Raw genomic sequence first — 21643 nt, 5'->3', positions numbered from 1 at the left:
TCATTGATTGCCTAAATCAATTCAATCCCCTGTGCGATATATTTATTCATCTGGGGGCTCGTTGAATCGTTCTCCGTGACAATGATATCAAGCTTTTTGGTCTCATCAATGATAAAATTTGACTCCGTATCAAATTTATCCGATGTACACAATCCAACGATCCGGACGCTCTGTTTCATCATTGCCCGCTTTGTTTCGGCATCTTCCTGATAATTGCATGATAAATTTTCAGGAGTAATCGAACAAACACCCAAGAAATATAGATCAGCCCTAAAATTAGCGATACTTTCCAACGTTGTATTGCCAAATGTTGTAAAGGCCGATTTGTAGAGCCTGCCTCCTAAAAATATTATTTCTATCAAAGGATGGTCCTCAATCACACTCGCAACAGGAAAGCTATTCGTAATGATCGTAACCTTAAGATCCTTCGGTAAGATTTTAGTTAACTCTAAAATGGATGTACCTCCATCGAAAAAAAGTACCTGATCATTTTTAATTAATGATAGCGCTTTTTGCGCAATGATCCTTTTCTGTTCCAACCCTGCCTTCTCGCGATCACGATAATGGTATTTTTTTTGAACAATGCTGTGCGCTCCTCCCCTTACCCCGCGAAGAAGATCCCGATCATTCAATTCCTTAATATCTCTCCGTATGGTATCTTCGGATACCGAAAGCTTTTTGCTCAAGGTCTGAAATGAAACCGACCCCTCCCTATTGGTGATATCTAAAATGGTTTGTAGACGATCGTACTTTAGCATAGGAACAAATATATAGATTTAACAGAATAAAATGAATTGCAAAAAATTGCTATAATTGCAATATTTTGCAATTATATAATTACATTTGTGCCATAATATAGGTAAACTTATGATAAAAAAAACAATTTCCATCGATATGGACGGTGTACTCGCAGACATCCAACGACACTATATTGCACATTATTTTGAAGAAACGGGTATACGGATAAATGAGGACGATATTATCGGACTAAAGGAAGCGGATTGTTTACCTGATCAGACGGCAGTCTTACGGTATTTGCATACACCAGGTTTTTTCCGCAATATCCCTGTTGCACAAGATGCACAAGACGTGGTGAAGGAATTACAAAACTATTATGAGATTTTTGTCGTATCTGCCGCAATGGAATTTCCCAATAGTCTTTTAGAGAAACGGGAATGGCTACAGGAATATTTTCCATTTATTTCGTGGAAGAACATTGTATTCTGTGGGAATAAAGGGATTATAGACACCGATTTTCTTATTGACGATCATCTAAAGAATCTAGACAGTTTTTCTGGAAAAGGGCTTATGTTCGATACATTTCACAATGTCAATGAGCACCGGTTTGAAAGATTGAAGAACTGGACGGACGCACATCGTTTTTTTACCGCTGATCTGTAAAAATAAGACGTCCAACGGTTAAACTACAGCTGGCCAATCACAAGAGGTAATTGCCCAGCTATAGTTTGCAAGAATTTATTTTCTAGTCTGGAATTTCCAATAGGTCCAATAAGACACGGAAAGTGAAAGCATAAGAAAAGCAACGACGATAAGCGAGACTGAAATTCCATAAAATTGGGCAACTCCACCCAGCAAGGCGGGGCCCAACAACTGTCCCGAATGACCCAATGTCGACATAACCGGAATACTTGCTGATGCCCCAACTCCTTTTAAATTTCCGGCATGACTAAATAAAATAGGAACAATATTAGCAGCACCAAAGCCCAATAGGATAAATCCGGCTAATGCACCCCAATAAGAAGGTGATAAAACAGCGACCAGCAAACCGAATACCGCTAAGACTCCCCCTCCGACCACAACAACCCGATGATCTAACCGGAGGACAAGCACATCACCAAAAAGTCGCATTGTTGCCATGGCGATGGAAAAGGCAGCATATCCTATCCCTGCAATTTCAAGCGGTGCATTTTTTTCCTCATACAAAAATACCGCGCTCCAATCCAGCATCGAACCTTCGGAGAGATAAGCACAGAAACAGAGCATGCCCAGAAATAAAACATGCAAATTGAACCAACCAGCCCATTTGGACTGACCTGCAACCATTTTCTTGTCATCATGATGACTGTTAATGCGTATTTCATCATCATGCGCATACAACCTACGGTACATGACAAACATAATTACAACGATCAGTAAGGAAATCAATAACATGGCATAGGTAGCCTGAAACCCTAACTTTATCAACAGTCCTAATCCGAGCGACCCCGTTAATCCTCCCACACTAAAGATACCGTGCAGACCGGATAAGATCGGCCGATCAAAGAGTTTCTGGATAAGGATTGAATGTGCATTTGCGGAAACTTCTATTCCTCCCATACACATACCAAAAAAGAATAGTGTAATCCCCATTGTTATGATGGAATTAGCAATTAACAACATCGGCAGTATCAGTGCGAGGGTGATACCCGAAAGAAAAATAATTTTTCTTGTTCCAAATTTATTTAGAAGGATGGTCGAAAATGGCATAATAAAAAGAGCTCCGCCGCCGATAAGAAGCATTAAAAGCCCCAATACACCATCATCTATACCGAGCCTATGTTTAACATAAGGGACGACAGGCGCCCAACTGGCAAGCCCCAAACCGCACACAAAAAAGATAAACCTCACAGCATTTCTTGCTGTATCCGGACGAATGGGCAATGATTTAATTTCCATATAAATTGAGATAAACTAAAATAGTATAGCGATAGACTTGTCTAGGCTAAGGGCACAAAACTATCAATAATAAATCACAAATAAAGCATATTATTGCACAATATTGCAAAAAATGCAAATTAAAGCAATAATATGATTCTTTTGAACAAATGACATTAATATGCAGCAGCCTCTTCGAACAGCACTACGACTTCTGAAACGATTTTACAGGATAAGTTCAAGGCCTATTTTGCCATAATGGTGATTTATCCTTAAATTACTGGCATAAACAATGCCTTTTCTACAAAAAAGGTTTTATAATGAACCATAAAGAACAGCTATTTCAGGACATGAATTATAAAACGATAAGCTATTTTCTTTCATCAACGCTAATTATCGGATTACTTTATACGAACGGTTGGTTTGATGTATCTTATACCTTCCGACAGTTTTTGGGATTTATATTCCTAATATTGTATTTCGTAGGGACAATCATTCTTGTCCAAAGACTGATTTTGAAAGATAGAAAGTTAAGAAAGCATCTCTTGGTCAGATTGAGTGTGCTCCTATTTATTGCCCTGATCATTGTTATTTCCCAATGGCTTATGCATAAACAAAATGATCGTCTTGGTGCGGGTTATTTACTCTATTTTGAGCTGCTCGGTTTTGGAATACCACTTATTATTTATACTGCGATAGAATCGGTGTGGTTGCTTGCTAAAAAGAAATATGCAGCATTGTGCATAGACCTCTTTTTAGTGATGGGAATCTATTGTCTTGTTATCTTCAGTTCGATCTTCGGTTTTTAAATAGATGGAGTTGTTCGCAACGCTAGCCATGAATATCTAACCTTCTAAAAATAATATAATTAAATATTTTAATCTACAATAAAAACACACATAAAAAACATACTAGTTAGCGTATTTTCCAAGACATCTAAAAAATCGCATACTTGTGATTCTAAAATTATACTAAACAGATCGCCAATTTACTTCATGCAGAACCTAAAAGAGCTTCCCCCTCTGACAACTGATTGCTGTAACTTTTGTCCGTTAAACAAAAATTTTTCGTATATTTTTAATGTTCGCCGTTCCAACACCTTTGTGACGCCAACGGCCGTAAGTCGTCCTTCTTTAGGAATAAACGGGATTATTCCCCATAAATAAACTAAAAATATGCAAACTCGAGCAGAAAAATTACAGCAGATTATTGATTGGGCACAAAACAATACGGATATTCGGGCAGTTCTCCTAACGAGCTCCTTGGTAAATCCACTGGCGCCAGTTGATGAATTAAGTGATTTAGACATCGAACTTATATTTGATGACAATACCACGTATGTCGCCAATAAAAATTGGCTAAATAACTTTGGCATTCCTATCGCCATGATTGAAGAGGATGAAAGCTACTTTGATAGCAAACATGCCATGAAGATGGTTTTATACGCAGATCACACAAAAGTTGATTTTAAGTTATATAGTAAGCCTAATTTTTTGGAAGAGGTGCACCAAAGCCCGTTATGTGAAGACTGGGATATTGGTTATCAAGTACTCCTTGACAAAGAGGGCATAACAGAAGCGATCCAAAAACCCTCCTATCGGGTGTCAATCATAAAAAAACCTACCGAGCAAAAATTCAAACAGCTACTCAATGATTTTTGGTGGGACTGTACTTATGTCGCCAAATGTCTTGTCAGAAAGGATATTTTTTATGCAAAATTTATGTCCGAAAACAATATACGTACCGATTATATGGTACCGCTGATTGAGTGGTATATCGCTAGCCAGCATGATTGGAACATCACAACCAATAAACATGGACGCCTATTTAAAAAGTACATGACCGAGCAAACCTGGGACAAAGTAACCCAAACCTTTTCTGGCAGCGATATCAACGAAAACTGGACAGCTTTATTTGCAATGACCGACCTCGTCACAGCGATCGGCAGGGAGCTCGCAACTAAGTTACGCTATGAATATCCCGCAAAACTTGAAGTGGATGTCAAAATATATCTCAATGCGCTAAAAAACAAAACAAATAGCTTGCAGCTCATCCCTATAGCTATAGTAGTACGTCAAAATGCAGCGGTCGTTTAAACTTACTACAGAATCAAGAGCAATATCAGCCTATTTTGCAATGCTTTTATTTTTGCTCATTTGACTGATTTTTTAATATCTTTAATTATCATTTTTTCAAAAATTTAAAAAGATCGCTATGACAATAAAAACATTAACATTGAATATGTTCCTTCTGCTATCGACCTTTAGTGCATTTTCACAAAACAATGCAAGTTTAAATTCGCTATTAAATAAGAGTTCAGAATTTATATTTCCGCAAACAGCACAGAAGATTGAAACCGCATTAAACACTAAGACCATTTACTACGAAGATGCAAATGAAGAAAAATACGCCAAATGGCTAACAAAATCCGGGTTAGAATTGTATGCTAGTCTTGGAAAAAATAATGCCATTAATGAAATATTTTTTGACATTCCTGACGATAAACCGCTCGTCGTAGCGGGACTTCCTTTCGATCTTGTGATCAACAAAACTACCCTAGAAGAGAGTACAGCAAAATTTAGTAAATATGCTGCTAAAAAACAAAAAATGGGGGCGGGAAGCACATTTCCGGATGGCACACGACTCACCTTTAAAAAGGGAAAGCATTATGCTACATTAATTTTTGACAGTAATAACCTACTCCGATTCTTAGGTCTTACAACCGAACTCATTGCGCCCGGGGTAAATTAAGAAAGCTTAATTTTATTTATATCAAAGTCTATACCTAAGAGAGATGGCTCGCCAGATGTGATTCGCTAGATCCTGATCTAAATCATGTTGCAGAAAAAACCATCTCTCTTTTTTCTTTACCAATGTCTGTAGCCCACCATCTAGCAATACTTCCAGCTCTGTTTCCTCTTTTGTCGGGCTTTTTTTTAAAAGCTGAACCTGAAAATCCTTTTCCTTAAATGTAATGCGAAATATCTGCCCTTTGTAGGATGTATTTAACTGTCCGATCGTCTCTTCCATGAAAAGCAACTCAAAATTTAGTAATCTATCAAAAATGGTCAGCTAAAAAAAGCATGAAAACCAATATACCGCTACCAGTAATCTAACATTAAAATTATCGGTAGGCTTTAATATGTGAATTAAGCATGTAAATATACAAAACAGAAATATATAATACTAATTTTTTTAGCTAAAACCTAGCAAACCATCCTTTTGGAAAGGCGCAACAGCAATTTAAATATTCATGACTGTGTCAAGCCCCCGCTTCAAGCCCGTAAAAGTGTATAGCCTATCGACGGCGAGCAAAATTCCTTTGATATAAGGTTCTGCTCCATTTCCCGCATCATGCCGTAGGATTAACTTTTCATCTTTTTCACCAAATATCACCTCTACTCCGAGAATATGGCCCGGTAATCGCACCGAATGTACCTGTATACCATTTATACCCGCACCACGTGCATCTTTCCGTCCAATGGTGTCTTCAATTGCTACTGCCAGATCCGGTTTCCGAACTGCGGACAGACGATACGCGAGCTCCGCGACAGTTCCACTTGGTGCATCAGGTTTGTCCCCTGAGGCATAATCTATAACTTCAAAGTGAGGAACAAACTTAGCCGCAATTTCGGCAAACCTTTGTAGCAGCACTGCCGTAATTGCAAAATTGCCCGCAGCCAGAATAGCGGTATTATTCTCATCTGCAACCTTCGCAATTTCTTTAAAATCCGAATCAGATAATCCTGACGTTCCCAATACAACCCGCTTACCCCGACTCAATGCAGCAATCACATTGTCCTTTGCAATTTCTGGTTTGGTAAAATCAATCATAACATCAAAATCCACTCGATCAAGAGCACCTACCATCGTATCAAACAATGGAATGGGGTCATAATTCAGCTGTAAAATTTCAGCCAAATCAGCTCCATCTCGGGATCGGGACAAGCCCCCTACCAACTGCAAATTATTTTCTGCTATGATCCTTTTGCTCAATTCAGTCCCCACCCATCCTGTTGCTCCCGCAATAAATATCTTAATCATAATTCTTTTTTTTGATTATAAAAAAACACCTTATTTTTTTATGGCCACAACAGCATAAACCATAGGAATTTTGTCTTCAAGCTGTTCAATCCGATATTTATTCTTTTCAAATTCAACCGTCCCTTTAAAACAATTATAAGGTGAATAATCAAATTCATCAAGTTGCGTGATACGGAGTCCATTTTTGATCAAATTATTCACCACTTCGCTTATGCTATGGTTCCACATCACATATTCCTGTTTTATAGCTGCATTTTTATCCGCATAGGTTCCAGTTTCTGTTTCTATAATCGCTCCAGAATTAAAATACCTATAACCCACTTTCTCAAAATTATCATCGAACATCCAAACGACGGGATGGAATTCAACAAATACAAATTTCCCATCCGGCTTTAAAAATCTGGAAACAACCTGTGCCCATGTATCCAAATCTGGCAACCAGCCAATTGTACCATAACTCGTAAAAACAAGATCAAATTGCTGGTCTAAATGATTCGGTAGATCGTAAATGTCACAACAGATAAAGTGAACTTTGGCATTTGTCTGTTCAGCTATTTTTCGTGCACTGTCAATTGCCTTATCGGACAGGTCAACACCCGTCACTTCCGCACCAAGCCTGCTCAGTGAAATGGTGTCCTGACCAAAGTGACATTGTAAATGCAAAATAGTTTTGCCCTCAAGATTATCGAGCAGGCCCAGTTCAATCTCATTCAAGGAGTTTCTCCCCTGCAGAAAACCAGGAAGATCATAAAACTCAGAATTAAGATGCGCGTCTGTTCTATTGTTCCAGGACGTTCGGTTTATATCCAAATAATGTTGTTCCTTATCCATAGGCTAAATCTACCTTTTTTATCCAAATAATGTATACGATCACCCTATTCTTACAGCCGAATAACTTTTTTTAACAGTAGGTAGCACCTTTGATCCCCTATTGTTTTAAAAATATCAAATCCATAGCGGAATGCTGGTAACGCCCTAACTTATTTTTATCAATTAGTTTAAGGTTCATGTTTGTACGGACAAATGTTAAGCCCGTAAAATCGTAATAACTCCAATATGCCCGAGTATAAAAGTGAAATGAGCGAAAAAGGATATGATCAAAATCAAAAAAATAACTTTCATGCGTTTGCAGACTGTCAATAATTAAAAGTTTATTGCTTCGAGGCTTCTCAATCACTAAATACTGATGTAATGGGATCCTATCTTTTGTGGTCTCTATCGAACCAAAGTCTCCATCTGTTACACACGCTTTCACCCTCAGCTTTTCAAATCCCCCATTTTTAAACTCAAACGCCTGATAATATTGCGGTTCAGCGATATTGTCAAAATAGATTTTGACACTGTTGGCATCAATCTTCTCATGAGTTTGATACAAACTCAGAAATTCTGTGCTTGTAGACCAATCCATTTTAACGTCGATCTGCGACGGCATTGAAGAAAAAAAAGTCAACGTATCATTTTTGACTGCAAATGTACCCCTGGATTGATTTTCATACCCCACATCCTCACCTGCTTTCAATGGCAAGTTTGTTTCCTTATAAAAATAACTGTGATCCCGAAAGTTTAAAACCAATTCATTAGTTGAGTTACTTTTATATTTTACAATTTGAGTGTCATCATCAGTAAGATGTACAGCACTGTCCGCGGATTTCTGAACATGGTTCCCGCAGGATTGCAACGTGAGTACGAACAGCAGTATTTTGTAATTTTCAAGTGCCAGCATAACAATCAAGTTTTAACTTCTTAATATCACTCATGTATCACCCCTATGCCTGATCCAATAAGAAAAACAATCATTTCGCCTTTTCGATAATAATATCAGATGGTCCATCGCCATAGTACGCCGGTTTCTGCTCAACCATTTTAGGATGGCCGTTTTCATCTTTTTCTAATTTTTTGATTCCCGTTCTCGGCGGACGCTTGGTATCCAACTCCATTTCAAAAGAAATAGTAATTTTATCGTTTACGCCAAGACTATTTCCTTCTTTATCAAACACCTGCAAATCGTCAGCGGTAAACTTATCAGGAATATACATCCCGTTTTTATTATCCTTATAGCCCAAATCTATACTACCGATATAATCTCCCTTTCCCTTGGGTTCAGAAAACAAGGAAACAGCAATTTCCATGTCGTTACGAACTGTCACATCGCTATTGAGATAAGGATAGCCAGTCAGGCTAAATCGTTTGCCATCATTGCCTTTGTTTTCATATAATTTTTCAAACTGATCCGCATTAATCGGTGTTGCAAGCTGATCTTTCCCTGCACCACAGCGTGATATTGCTAAAGTCGATCCGGCTAAAAGGGTCAAGATCGTCATTTTCATTGTTTTCATGTTATTGCAATTAATAGTGTCTAAATAAACGCAGTAGCTGTCAGGAAAATATTCCGATATTTAACCCAACAACCAAATATAAAATATGTGTCTTCCACTTTTAGATCAGTCTAATATTTGACCGGGCACAATGAATATCCGTCTATAATAACGAAATTTTCAAATAGGCGCTGACGTTAATTGGTTCATTTTGGAAGGTTTTAAGGTATTGCTTTTATGCCCTATTGTCTCTACCGGATTTGATGGTCTTCCCGATTTTCTCAATACTGTAAAAAATAATACAAACGCGTACCAAATGAATAGGCTAATCCCAGAAAGGTGACAAAAGGCAGGGCATATAACAAGATAAAATACCGTGCAATAAAATCAAAGGACCGTTTGTCACTCTTCATATTCGCTTTATCAAAATATGTTTCGACATCCTGTTTTACGTCAACCGGAAGATAATGAATATACTGTCGGCCTGTTTTCAACCTGATCCGTAATACAAAATAAAGTTTCAACGAGTCAAACAAATGATAAGAATCAATGTCCTGAAAAGCAATACGATTTCCATTCAAAACTATATGATTTTCTTCAAAAATCATATTGTCGCCACTCGTTTTTATTTTCGAAACAAACAAGGAGTACGGGAAACCTATAACGAGAATGGCATTCCATAAGGGATGGATATTCCGAATTAAGATTGTGCTAACGAGCATGATCACAGAGGAAATTAAAGCTGCATATAAGCTATACCGAAATATCCGGTCAAAGTTGTATGCCTGAGTCTGTAAGTGCTGTTCCATTTATAAAGTTCTTCCTTGAATTAACTGCAAACCATTTATACAGCTAGCCGATAAATTATACTAACCGCATATTAGTTGCATTTCATAGGTATAAAGCTAATACGCCCGCAGCAAAAAAATGAGTTTATTTACAATTCGCGCTATTCCTTTTACAATATGTCCACTTTCATGATTTTTAAGGATCAGTACCAAAGATTTTAAACTTTCGCAGGATCAATTGACCTTCTCGGAAGAAGCGACGGAAAGAATCCTGGAAACAACAAAGTCAAGTGGAATAAATAGTAAATTTCTGGAATTTGCGAAGAATTGGCTTAAGAGAACAAAGAAGCAGGGGATGGAGAATTTGTAATAGCAATTAAAACATCGTGGACTTCAAAATTATAGATTGGCCCAATCAAACGAAAAATAGTTCAGACACGAAAAATTTATATCCAAACAGACGGCAAAGGATAAGTCAGTCCGTTATAAAGCTATCGGCCTTAAAAACATGTGGGGATAAAATTTACAAAAGGCCAATTAAAGAATATAATAATATTCCTCCGCAGGTGAGGTCGGCTTTTGGGTCGGTTCACCAATCGCCTCCAGCAAATTCATCTCAATAGTCCGACAGATTGTTGTCATCGGTGTATCCATCGGTTTATTTTCGAAAGGATCCTGCATCAGTATCGCGGTTCGCTCAATGATAATGAATATAATCGGAATGCCGATCGTCAACATCATTTTTACCCAAATCACATCGTCATTCAGGCTAAAGGGCAATAAAAGTGCAAATAGATAAATCAGAAAATGAATCAGCTTACCATAAGACACGGGAAAGACTGTATTTTTTATTCGTTCACAACGTCCCATGGAATCAGAAAATCGCGTTAAAATCTCGTCCGCGGCAACTTGTCTAAACTCAGTAATTAACCCCTCTTGGGCCAATAAGCGTAAATGCTTTGCATGAGCATTTAAAATTCCGTAAGCCACATTTGTATCATTGATCTGATAGCCCTCCATATAGTCCTTTACCCTTTTTGAATGCGGTTCTTTTCGTAGGGATTCGCTCAGGGCATAATTCCATATGATCTGTCTTTCGGCAAACATTTTTAGGTGTATATCCTGATCCTTACTAATAAAGGTTTGCAACAGACGTATTAAGCTACGCGAATCATTGACAATTGCTCCCCATACAATGCGGGCTTCCCACCACCGATCGTAAGACTGTGCTGTTCGAAATGCCAAAAGTAACGATATCGCCGTACCGACAATGGCAATTAATGATAAGGGCACCTCTAATGTAAGAAAGTCTTTATGCTTTGCCAGCAGCCCGACCAAGCAGCCAAAAAAAACAATTCGGATCAGATCAGTCTGAATTGTCTTTAGAAAGTACGAAACGGAGATTCTCCTATTGAGTAACATATCGCGATTAATCTTTAATTGAAATAATACATCATATAAATCCGAAAGTTATTTTTTTGTTTTACCAACTTTAAAATAAAAAGGCTAAAATATTGAAATAAAGAGACTTATTTTTATTTACCTTAGGAATATCTTCATTAATTTTATGCACATAGTTTCAAGTAAAAAACAAAAATAACACCGTATTACAGGAGATTTACTTAAATTGTACCAATCGATTTAACACATATTAGGACGCTATGGATTTATTGGACCTTGATAAAGAATATTGGGACAATCGCTATAAAAATCAGGAGACCGGATGGGATATTGGTTATGCATCGCCAGCCATTATTACCTATGCCGCGACCGTGATTCCCAAAGATTCCTCAATTCTGATTCCGGGATGCGGCAATGCTCATGAAGCTAGGGCGTTGCTTGAGCAAGGTTTTGAGAATATCACCCTGCTTGATATCGCACCGACATTAGTTGATCAAGTTCAAAAAGCATTTGGTAAAATTCCACAGCTCCAGATTATATGCCAGGATTTTTTTCAGCATGAACAACAATACGATTATATTTTGGAGCAAACATTTTTCTGTGCATTGGATCCTGCCCTACGAAAAAGCTACAGCAGCAAAATAGCTTCATTGCTCCGACCGCGCGGTATTCTCGCAGGTTTGTTGTTCAATAGGGAATTCCCGTCAGAGGGGCCTCCATTTGGTGGAAACAAAGCTGAATATCAGCAATTGTTTCATTCAACCTTTGATATTTTAAAGATGGAGACCTGTTTCAACAGTATACCGCAGCGACAAGGAAGCGAGATTTTTATCGAATTAAGACAAAAATAACCTACTTTCCGGGCATGACCTGATAAGTTGGGTCATCCTTAATATGAACGACAGCAATTCCCGTCGCATTTTTGAGGAGGGAGCGACAATCTTCACTGAGATGCCAGAGTTCCACCTTCTTCTGTTGTGCTGCATAGCGCTCGGTAATTTTATTAAGGGCATCCACAGCAGACATATCCACTACCCTACTTTCTTTAAAATCCACAATGATATGATCAGGATCCTCCTGAATATCAAACTTATCTAAAAAATTAGCTGTGGAACCGAAAAACAATGGCCCATATATTTCATAATGTTTTATACCTTCTGGGTCAACATATTTTCGCGCCCGTATACGTTTCGCATTATCCCAGGCAAAAACCAATGCAGAAACTATAACACCGACAAGTACTGCCAAAGCTAAATTGTGCAATAGTACGGTTATGCCGGCAACAAGAATACCAACGAAAATATCTGATTTCGGAAACTTATTGATAATCCGAAAACTCACCCATTGAAAAGTGCCGATAGCAACCATCATCATCACACCGACGAGTGCTGCCATGGGGATTTGCTCAATAAAAGGAGCCCCTACCAAGATAATCAGCAGGATTGTCATCGCCCCGATAAAAGCAGATACCCGCGTCCTGGCGCCCGCATTCAAGTTTACCAAAGTCTGGGCTACCATTGCACATCCTCCCATACCACCAAAAAATCCATTGACCATATTTGCTAACCCTTGAGCCATGGATTCGCGATTAGCATTCCCTTTACTGGCGGTAATCTCATCGACCATATTAAGTGTCAGAAGTGATTCAACAAGTCCTACACCTGCCATAACCAGTGAATAAGGAAAAATTAATTGCAATGTTTCCCAATTCAATGCAATATTCGGTAAACGAAAATGCGGCAGTGACCCACTGACCGAGGCAATATCCACCACTTTCTTAGTTTCGATCCCCAGTAGGGAGACTATAGCAAATACAACCAAAATAGCAATCAGGGAAGCGGGGATTGCTTTGGTGAGCCGCGGGAATCCGATAACAATCAACATAGTCAATAGCGTAAGTCCGCCCATAGTATATAAAGTTGAACCTGACATCCAAACCCCGCCGTCCCCACTATTCACTTTAAATTGGACAACCTGTGCCATAAAAATAATAATGGCCAATCCATTTAGAAATCCATACATAACCGGTTGTGGTATCAAACGGACAAATTTTCCCCACCTAAAAAGACCGACCAAAAATTGCAAAATCCCGGCCAGGACCACAGCAGCGAAAAGGTAATCTATACCATGGCTTGCCGCAAGAGCCATCAGAACAACAATAGTTGCTCCGGCCCCACCGGATACCATACCCGGTCTCCCTCCAAACACAGCAGTCACAAGCCCCATTAAGAAAGCGGCATACAAACCTGTCAAAGGAGGCAAGCCTGCTAATATGGCGAATGAAAGCGATTCAGGTATCATGGTCATGGCAACCGTCAAACCGGCAAAGAGCTCGTTTTTCAAATTGACAGACCGTATGTTTAAAAAGTCAAAGGTATTGTTCATATCAAAATCAGTTGAACAGTTATAAAGCGTTGCAAAGGTAGCATTCCCTCGTGCATATCAGCAACCTAAATGCAGCTAAAAGAAGAAAGAAATGATTATCGTAAAAACACTTTTACCCAATATTTGTTATTGAATACAAGTTTTATTGCAAAACAGTATATTGACCCGTATGAAACAAAATCCAAAGCCTTATCGCTATATTTTATTTTTGCTTTTGAATGTATTCACAACCTTCTTTGGAGCTCTAATCTTAAACGGTTCACCTGCTATTGCATCTGTTCGAACGCATCAAAATAGCCCTCAACATGCCGCTGTAAATCCGGTACATGTATCGGATAGCACATACTTGCCTACAGTGATAGATAGTGCCGTTCGAGCCCTAAGGAGCGAAAATTTAAAAGACAGCATGGCCGTATCGAGACAACAGGCAAGATGGATTTCCGATCGGATCAATGCCAAACTGCCTGATAGTGTCATCAATTATCAAAAGAAAAACTTTTTGCGGGCGGGCATAGAATGGTTTTCCATTCAGGCAATCCCTGCATCGGTTAATTATTTCATCCGTAAAGATCCGGTTTCCCATATTTCATTCAAAAATTTCTTTAGCCATTTGAAGTTTTCAGCTTGGACCTGGGATGATAATCTCTTCGCTACCAATCAGATTGCCCACCCCTACCATGGCCAGTTCTATTTCAATTCATTCCGGTCCAACAATTTTAGTTTCTTGCAGTCTACATTGGCTACTGTTGCCGGGAGTTACATCTGGGAGACAGCTGGTGAAACGGAACCGCCATCAATCAATGATATCATTAATACCAGTTTTGGCGGAACGATCCTTGGGGAGATGACCCATCGTCTTTCACATCATATCCTGGCAAGGCCCAGTCTCACAAAAGGACAACGGAATAAAAAAGAAATATTAGCCATGCTGATCAATCCGATGAACGGGTTAAACAGACTGCTTGATGGCCGTTGGGGAAATACCACGAAGGGAGCAGTCATTGACAGTTCGCTGGTTCATACTGAAGTTGAATTGGGAATCCGGAGATTTGATGCCAAAGAACACAATGTCCTAAGTCGGGGAAAGAACGATATTTATGCGCGCATCAAGCTGATATATAACAATGACGATATCGACAAGAAGAAACCATTTGACGATTTTTTCCTGAATCTTGAGATTGGTTCAGACGATAGTTCCGTCGTAAATGCCGTCAATGTTTATGCCTCCCTCTATGGCAACCGTATATTATCCAACTTAACAGGGCGACATCGTGGAATCGTCTCCGCTCATTTTGATTTTCTGCGAAATGAAGCCTTCTATTACGGATCACAGAGTATCAATTATAACGTGTATTCCAATTTTAATATCGGCCAACGCACCAAGTTGACCACCGTGCTTGGAGGCGGCCCAGTAGTTCTGGCAGCGGTACCAGATCCGTATCTTCATTTTGGCGAAAGCCGCACGTACGACTATGGACCGGGAGCAGATATTCGGGCATCGGCAACCCTAAGTACGCTCAATCGCTTCAAATTTGGAATAGACTACCGTGGAGGCTATTTTGTCACCATCAGTGGCAATAAATCCCATCATTATCTTCATACCGCATCGACTAGCGCTTCAGTACGGATCTGGAAAAATTTTGGTGTCAATCTTTACTCAGGATATTTTAGGTTGGAGGGGCATTACCAAGACCATAAAAATGTGAATAAAGACTACCCTTTTATACGTTTAGCCCTCGCTTATAACTCTGAATATTAAATCGGAATATTAAAAAAGCCTTAACCAATCGCGGTTAAGGCTTTTATCAATTTGTCCAATATTTCTTCAGCGCCTCTTTCAGACGAGGATCATAGCCATAGATATCAGGGTAAGAAACGATTTTACCATCATCGTCAAGCCAGGTGGTATAATAAGTAAGGTATACAGGCATTTGACGTTTCAGCGTTACCCAACGGGATTTGGAAATGGAGTCAGTGGTAATTTCTTTTGCGATCTTTTCGGCTTGCTTCTCGTTATTGACCAGATAACTGGCCAGGTCGACAGGTTTCTCGACCCGCACACAGCCGTGACTCACTGCACGGTTGGTTTGCCCAAACATCTGTTTGGCAGGCGTATCATGAAGATAGATCGAATAGGCATTTTCAAACAGGAACTTCACATTCCCCAAAGAATTGTCCGAACCCGGGTTTTGCTTAAACCGGAATTTCTCGACAGAATCCGCATTCCAATTGACCGTACTTGGATCAACCTGTTTTCCTTTATAATAAGCCACCATATTACGCGAAGCTAAATAATTCGGATTGTTCCGCACGCTCGCCAACAATTCCTTTTTTACAATGCTGCTGGGGATATTCCAAACAGGATTGACCTGCATCGCATCCAGGATACCTTGCATGACCGGCGTTTCATGGTTTTCACCTTTGCGCGTGTAGGCAGGGTTATCAGTTTCACCAACACATACATTCATCAACTGACTGGTTTTACCGTCTTCCATGATATGCAATCGCTGTTCTGGAATATTGACAAAAACATACTTTTCTGGAAAAGGCTCCCCCATCCAACGTAGTTTCTCCAATACCATCAGTACTTTAGCCCTTTGCCCATTATCCAGATTACCATTTTCCAACACATCCTGAAATTGAATATAGTATTGGTTTTTCGGTTGGATATCTGCCATCAAGGGGCCCATCTTGACACTGTCCAACAAGTGAACGACCCCAGTATAGTTCATGCGTTTTTGAGGTACAAAATATCTTCCGTATAGACGTTTTGGATTGACCACACCATATTTCATGCTGCTGACATAAGCGACAAGACCGTCTGTCCCCAAAAGATCCAGCTTGGCTAAAAGAGGGTAAGATTCCGCTACATTCTTTGGTTTCAGTTTCCGAAGGGAAAATAAGGTTTCCTTAATCTCCGCTGTGTGGAAGTAACTGCTGCGTATCCCATGTTCTTCACTCCGTTCTAAATAATGCAGTAGGGTATCAATGCTTCCATCAAATAGACGCTCGGCAATTAACGTCATTCCTTCTGTTGAATCAGACAACTCCTTCATCCAGCTTGGGTTATGCAGATTAGATTTCTGTTTAACATACACTTCCCGAAACACCTTCAGATAAGCTGTCGTATCAAATTCTTTATAAGATTTTTGGTCAAATCCTTGTGCGAGCACATCACCATAAGTCGGCGGATTCTCTTTGCAAGAAAAAAATACGATTGAAACGAAGGAAATAAAAACTAAAAAACGTGACATACTACAAATAATGAAAAAGAAATGGCTTCGCAATAATGAAGCCATTTTCTGGGACAAAGATAAATAATTCTTATTGGCAAACGAATCTTCCCTGTCATCAAATCACTACAGAATGAATTACTGGTATTTTTGGAGGAAGTCTTCAAGGAGTTCCACCATTGCTGTGTTCCCCAAAAATGCAGCTGTCCGTTGGTGCAGGGTCTTGGGTTCAATATCCAAAATACGTTGATAACCATTCGTCGCCTTCCCTCCTGCTTGTTCTACAATAAACGCTATTGGGTTACATTCGTACATCAATCGTAATTTTCCATTCGGGTGTGCTGAAGTCGTCGGGTAAAGAAAGATACCCCCTTTCAATAGATTGCGATGAATGTCAGCAACCATAGATCCAATATAACGCGACGCATAAGGACGCTGGGTAGCCACGTCTTCCATTTGACAGTATTTGATATATTGCTTGACACCATTGGGAAATTTAGAGTAATTTCCCTCATTGATCGAATAAATATGCCCCGCCTCTGGAATCTTCATATCGGGGTGAGACAGGCAGAATTCCCCTATGGAAGGGTCTAAGGTAAAACCATTCACACCTTTGCCTGTGGTATATACCAACATGGTTGAGCTTCCATAAATGACATAACCTGCGGCTACTTGCTTGGTACCGTGTTGCAGGATATCGTTACTATTGCAGGACACGCCAGTATCGGAAAGCCGACGATAAATGGAAAAAATCGTACCTACGGAAACATTGACGTCAATATTACTCGAGCCATCCAATGGATCTATACAAACAATGTACTTCGCATTTTTAGAAACTCCAGATTGCATGTACACTGGATTTTCATGTTCCTCCGAAGCCACAACGCAACATTCCCCACCACTTTGAAGCGCTTTAATAAATTGCTCATCAGCATATACATCCAGTTTCTTCTGTCCTTCCCCCTGAATATTGGTTTGCCCGGCATCTCCTAAAATGTCGACCAATCCTGCCTTATTAACTTCTCTGTTGACAATCTTTGCCGCAATCCCGATATCACGTAAAAGCCTGGACAGCTCACCTTTTGCGTAAGGAAAATCGGCTTGTTTTTCAATAATAAATTGACCTAATGTTGTTATACCACTCATAATAGTGTTTTATTGGATATTTGTTGCACAAAGCTAAAAAAGTAAAACAGATTTTAGCAAGACCAGCCCCCGTGGCCGCTAAATTTTAGCAGACAAAATGCGCAATCGATTGCGCAAATCTTTGAAAACTTTCTTTTGCTAAAACGATTATCAACTACAAAAAGATAACAAAGCGCTAGAAGAAGTAGATATCTTCTAAATTTCGAGAAATAAAAAAAAACAAAAAATGATAAGTATTTGGTAATTTTGGCAAAATATATTGATACAATGCAACAACTCATACAGCTCGTTGAAAAAGAAAAGCTAGGTAGTCAGCCTGTGACGCAACATACCTTAATCATTGATGATAAGCAGGTCATTCATGGGGCGCTTTTTTTCGTTAAAACAGCACGTAAGACTTTTAAAATAATGGTTCCCACTCCTTTTTATGAGGCGTTGCTCGACAACCAATTAACAATCCAGCGCTTAATTAAACATCCCGAAGCCATGCTGCTTTCCTGAAAGACTACTTCACTAAAAAGTACGTCATATTCGCTCTTCAGGGCATCAATTTAACTGGTCAAATATATCCCACATTGTGCTTACAACAGGGATAATTCATGGGAAACAAATCGCTCCTTCTATTTGTTCATATTATGTGGCACATCGCGGCAATTATTTACCCAATACACTGATTTCCTTATTAGCACGACGGACACGCCAGATTGAAATATTACAAAAAAACAGTGTAAAAGTATAACATTCGCCATACGATAACCCTTAAATTTATTGAACAATATAATGCTATGCGATACCAATATAAACTTTCAGGAATGTCCTGTGATGGGTGTAGAACCACTATTGAAAATGCAATTAATCAGCTTCCCGATGTTCAGGCTGAAGTTTCACTAAATCCGCCATTATTGACGATAGAATCTGAGAAAGAAATACCGGTCGACCAACTCCGGGAAACCCTCTCCAAATTAGGTAACTACCAAATCACCGAGCCGGATCAGCCAACACCTTCCTTACACGAGACTGAATCATCAAAGCTGTCCCCTTCAGGCAGGTATTATTGTCCAATGCACTGCGAAGGGGAGAAAACATATGATCAACCGGGACGTTGTCCGGTTTGCGGCATGTACCTCGTACCTGTCGAACGGGCACAAAGCAAAGAACAGCACAGTCATGGAAATCAATCAAGTCATTTGGCTCCATCTGCTGCAAACAAAAAGATGGAACATGAACAGCAGTATCCATCCATAGCACAGGATCGCAATCATCACCAAGATGAATCCGTAAAACATGGGCACGATCATGACGGGCATAAACATGAGCACAGCGAGCATGCTGCCACTGCAATATCCAAAAGGCAAAAAGTAGGTTCGGCAGGAAAATACTATTGTCCGATGCACTGTGAAGGCGACAAACTTTATGATCAACCAGGAAACTGTCCTATTTGCGGGATGAACCTGGAGAAAGTTCCTGAATTAAACAAAACAACACAATATACCTGTCCGATGCATCCTGAAATTGTCCGGGATCAGCCCGGAAATTGCCCCATCTGCGGTATGGATCTTGTCCCGATTGCGGGCGGGAATGACGATGATGACGACATAACATATAAAGATCTCCGCATGAAATTGTGGCTGTCTATTTTATTTACCGTTCCAATATTTATTCTCTCTATGGGAGAAATGCTTCCCGGCAATCCCATCGGCAAAATCATTTCACCAGACTGGTCGGGCTGGATACAATTAGCTCTTTCCCTGCCTGTTACCTTCTACACCTGTTGGTCATTTTTTCAGCGTGGGTGGGTTTCTTTCACAACCCGGCGTTTAAATATGTTCAGCCTGATCGCCCTTGGCGCGGGTGCAGGGTTTGTATATAGCCTTGTCGGTCTGTTTTTCCCCCAGGTTTTTCCGGCCGACCTAAAAAATCACCACGGCCATATTGCATTATATTTTGAGTCCGTTACTGTCATCCTAACATTAGTTCTCCTAGGTCAGGTGATGGAAGCTAAAGCCCATTCCAAAACAAATTCAGCAATCAAAGAACTCATTAAGCTCAATCCCTCTGACGCCACTCGAGTCGAAAATGGGGTTGACGTAAAAATTGGAGTCGATCAAATTAAGATCGGTGACACCCTGAAAGTAAAACCCGGAGATAAGATTCCTGTCGATGGTCAGATTTCCAGCGGCAGCACAAATATTGATGAATCTATGCTAACGGGTGAACCCCTACCTGTCGAAAAACAGGAAGGTGACAAGGTCAGCGCTGGTACAATCAATGGGGAACGGAGTTTTCTGATGAAAGCGGAACGTATTGGATCGGACACCCTATTGGCCCAGATCATTCAGATGGTCAATGACGCTAGCCGAAGTAAAGCGCCAATCCAACGTCTTACGGATAAGGTATCTGAAATATTTGTTCCGATCGTAATTGTGATCGCTTTGTTGACATTCTTTGTCTGGTGGATCTGGGGACCTGCGCCGTCACTAGCTTATGGGTTTGCCAATGCATTGGCTGTTCTTATTGTTGCCTGTCCTTGTGCCCTTGGTCTGGCAACACCGATGTCCGTTATGGTCGGTGTCGGCAAGGGAGCCAAAAATGGTATATTGATCAAAGATGCGAGTGCCTTGGAAAAAATGAACAGGGTCGATGTTGTATTAACGGATAAAACGGGAACAATAACGGAAGGCAAACCCACCGTTGATGACGTTCAACCCATCCCTATCAGCAATATCAACGAAATATTATCTTTGGCCGCCTCCCTCAACAGCAACAGTACCCATCCACTCGGACAGGCTATTATTGAAAAGGCCAAAATGGAAGGCGCTAAAATAGAGCAACAAGTTGCTAACTTTGAAAACATTTCTGGACAAGGTGTCAAGGGAGATATACATGGCCAGTTGATTGCTCTCGGCAATCAGCTGTTGATGGAATCCATGCAGGTGACCATTCCGGACGAGATACGCAAGGCAGTCGAATCAGCCCAATCTCATGGCAAAACCGTTTCCTATCTATCAAAAGGAAATGATTTACTTGGCTACTTTAGTATCTCCGATCAGATCAAGGCCTCTTCCAAACAGGCCATACACTACCTGCTTCAGCATCATGTCGATGTCATTATGCTTACAGGTGACAATGCACATACGGCAAAATCCGTCGCGGAGCAAGTCGGGATCAGGCATTTCAAAGCAAATGCATTACCGAAAGATAAATTGCAGGAAATACATCGTTTACAGGAACAAGGACATGTTGTTGCGATGGCTGGTGATGGTATCAACGATGCCCCTGCCCTTGCACAAGCCGATATCGGTATCGCCATGGGAACAGGAACAGATGTAGCAATTGAAAGTGCATCGCTGACCTTGCTTCAGGGCGACCTAATAGGAATCGCCAAAGCCAAAATATTGAGCAAGAAACTACTCCGAAATATTAAAGAGAATTTAGGCTTTGCCTTTATCTATAATATTTTGGGCATTCCCTTGGCTGCGGGGCTTCTTTATCCGAGCTTTGGCATCCTATTATCACCAATGATAGCTGCTGCTGCAATGAGCTTTAGTTCCGTATCCGTGATTTTAAACTCACTACGCTTAAACCGTGCAACAATAGAAGTAGATAAGAAGTAAACAAAAAGAAAGGCGTTTGATAGCAACGAAAATAGATAATTAACTATATTCGCTATTCCTAA

General features: G+C 40.0%; 19 protein-coding genes and 1 pseudogene. 8 read left to right on the top strand and 12 right to left on the bottom strand.

Annotated elements, in window-relative coordinates; all coding sequences use genetic code 11:
* Positions 1-11: 11 nt before the first annotated feature.
* Positions 12-758: a DeoR/GlpR family DNA-binding transcription regulator gene (locus tag HMAT_RS01845; protein WP_104381115.1), complete on the bottom strand. Its 747-nt coding sequence runs from the start codon at positions 756-758 to the stop codon at positions 12-14.
* Between the two features lie 109 nt (positions 759-867).
* Here HMAT_RS01845 and HMAT_RS01840 point away from each other — a divergent pair, with 109 nt between their 5' ends.
* On the top strand, positions 868-1401 hold the full coding sequence (locus HMAT_RS01840; RefSeq protein WP_104381114.1) for a 5'(3')-deoxyribonucleotidase: 534 nt from the start codon (positions 868-870) through the stop codon (positions 1399-1401).
* A gap of 75 nt (positions 1402-1476) precedes the next feature.
* Here HMAT_RS01840 and HMAT_RS01835 read toward each other — a convergent pair whose 3' ends face one another.
* Entirely contained in the window at positions 1477-2676 is a 1200-nt protein-coding gene (locus HMAT_RS01835; RefSeq protein WP_104381113.1) for an MFS transporter, read from the bottom strand.
* 299 nt (positions 2677-2975) lie between these two features.
* Here HMAT_RS01835 and HMAT_RS01830 point away from each other — a divergent pair, with 299 nt between their 5' ends.
* The 3 genes and pseudogenes from HMAT_RS01830 to HMAT_RS01820 all read left to right on the top strand — a co-directional run bounded on the left by HMAT_RS01830 (position 2976) and on the right by HMAT_RS01820 (position 5406).
* Entirely contained in the window at positions 2976-3464 is a 489-nt protein-coding gene (locus HMAT_RS01830) for a hypothetical protein (protein ID WP_104381112.1), read from the top strand.
* A gap of 366 nt (positions 3465-3830) precedes the next feature.
* A pseudogene (locus tag HMAT_RS01825) lies at positions 3831-4691 on the top strand (AadS family aminoglycoside 6-adenylyltransferase); the annotation flags it as partial.
* Positions 4692-4869: 178 nt separating this feature from the next.
* Positions 4870-5406, top strand: coding sequence for a hypothetical protein (locus tag HMAT_RS01820; protein ID WP_104381110.1), 537 nt, complete (start codon positions 4870-4872; stop codon positions 5404-5406).
* 21 nt (positions 5407-5427) lie between these two features.
* Here HMAT_RS01820 and HMAT_RS01815 read toward each other — a convergent pair whose 3' ends face one another.
* The 7 genes from HMAT_RS01815 to HMAT_RS01785 all read right to left on the bottom strand — a co-directional run bounded on the left by HMAT_RS01815 (position 5428) and on the right by HMAT_RS01785 (position 11224).
* Positions 5428-5685: a hypothetical protein gene (locus tag HMAT_RS01815; RefSeq protein ID WP_104381109.1), complete on the bottom strand. Its 258-nt coding sequence runs from the start codon at positions 5683-5685 to the stop codon at positions 5428-5430.
* Between the two features lie 213 nt (positions 5686-5898).
* Positions 5899-6699: a 4-hydroxy-tetrahydrodipicolinate reductase gene (dapB, locus tag HMAT_RS01810; protein ID WP_199768517.1), complete on the bottom strand. Its 801-nt coding sequence runs from the start codon at positions 6697-6699 to the stop codon at positions 5899-5901.
* A gap of 30 nt (positions 6700-6729) precedes the next feature.
* Positions 6730-7530, bottom strand: a complete 801-nt coding sequence (locus tag HMAT_RS01805) for a class I SAM-dependent methyltransferase (protein WP_104381107.1) — start codon at positions 7528-7530, stop codon at positions 6730-6732.
* 97 nt (positions 7531-7627) lie between these two features.
* Entirely contained in the window at positions 7628-8422 is a 795-nt protein-coding gene (locus tag HMAT_RS01800; RefSeq protein WP_104381106.1) for a hypothetical protein, read from the bottom strand.
* Positions 8423-8492: 70 nt separating this feature from the next.
* A complete protein-coding gene (locus HMAT_RS01795) occupies positions 8493-9035 on the bottom strand; it encodes a hypothetical protein (RefSeq protein WP_104381105.1) in 543 nt (180 codons plus the stop codon).
* Between the two features lie 260 nt (positions 9036-9295).
* Entirely contained in the window at positions 9296-9823 is a 528-nt protein-coding gene (locus HMAT_RS01790) for a hypothetical protein (protein ID WP_104381104.1), read from the bottom strand.
* Between the two features lie 516 nt (positions 9824-10339).
* Positions 10340-11224 (bottom strand): bestrophin family protein, encoded by an 885-nt coding sequence (locus HMAT_RS01785; protein WP_104381103.1) that lies wholly within the window; start codon positions 11222-11224, stop codon positions 10340-10342.
* Positions 11225-11463: 239 nt separating this feature from the next.
* Between HMAT_RS01785 and HMAT_RS01780 the strand changes: the two genes are divergently transcribed.
* Positions 11464-12054 (top strand): methyltransferase, encoded by a 591-nt coding sequence (locus tag HMAT_RS01780; protein ID WP_104381102.1) that lies wholly within the window; start codon positions 11464-11466, stop codon positions 12052-12054.
* A gap of 1 nt (position 12055) precedes the next feature.
* Here HMAT_RS01780 and HMAT_RS01775 read toward each other — a convergent pair whose 3' ends face one another.
* On the bottom strand, positions 12056-13588 hold the full coding sequence (locus HMAT_RS01775) for a SulP family inorganic anion transporter (RefSeq protein WP_104381101.1): 1533 nt from the start codon (positions 13586-13588) through the stop codon (positions 12056-12058).
* A 169-nt stretch (positions 13589-13757) separates the two neighbouring features.
* Here HMAT_RS01775 and HMAT_RS01770 point away from each other — a divergent pair, with 169 nt between their 5' ends.
* The gene (locus HMAT_RS01770) at positions 13758-15347 is read left to right on the top strand and encodes a DUF3943 domain-containing protein (RefSeq protein WP_104381100.1); all 1590 of its coding nucleotides are present in this window, start codon (positions 13758-13760) and stop codon (positions 15345-15347) included.
* Positions 15348-15393: 46 nt separating this feature from the next.
* On the opposite strand, the gene HMAT_RS01765 is transcribed toward HMAT_RS01770, so the two are convergent.
* Together HMAT_RS01765 and fbp are read right to left on the bottom strand one after the other, a co-directional pair.
* The gene (locus tag HMAT_RS01765; protein ID WP_158655555.1) at positions 15394-16842 is read right to left on the bottom strand and encodes a L,D-transpeptidase family protein; all 1449 of its coding nucleotides are present in this window, start codon (positions 16840-16842) and stop codon (positions 15394-15396) included.
* 117 nt (positions 16843-16959) lie between these two features.
* Complete coding sequence (fbp, locus tag HMAT_RS01760; RefSeq protein WP_104381098.1) at positions 16960-17967, bottom strand: class 1 fructose-bisphosphatase; 1008 nt, start codon at positions 17965-17967, stop codon at positions 16960-16962.
* Positions 17968-18234: 267 nt separating this feature from the next.
* Between fbp and HMAT_RS01755 the strand changes: the two genes are divergently transcribed.
* Together HMAT_RS01755 and HMAT_RS01750 are read left to right on the top strand one after the other, a co-directional pair.
* Positions 18235-18468 carry a hypothetical protein gene (locus HMAT_RS01755; RefSeq protein ID WP_104381097.1) on the top strand — a complete coding sequence of 78 codons (234 nt, stop codon included), beginning with the start codon at positions 18235-18237 and terminating at the stop codon, positions 18466-18468.
* Between the two features lie 284 nt (positions 18469-18752).
* The gene (locus HMAT_RS01750; protein ID WP_104381096.1) at positions 18753-21581 is read left to right on the top strand and encodes a heavy metal translocating P-type ATPase; all 2829 of its coding nucleotides are present in this window, start codon (positions 18753-18755) and stop codon (positions 21579-21581) included.
* Positions 21582-21643 lie beyond the last annotated feature (62 nt).

Source organism: Sphingobacterium sp. HMA12 (assembly GCF_002933815.1).
Lineage (GTDB): Bacteria > Bacteroidota > Bacteroidia > Sphingobacteriales > Sphingobacteriaceae > Sphingobacterium.
This window is presented reverse-complemented; position numbering and strand designations above follow the sequence as displayed.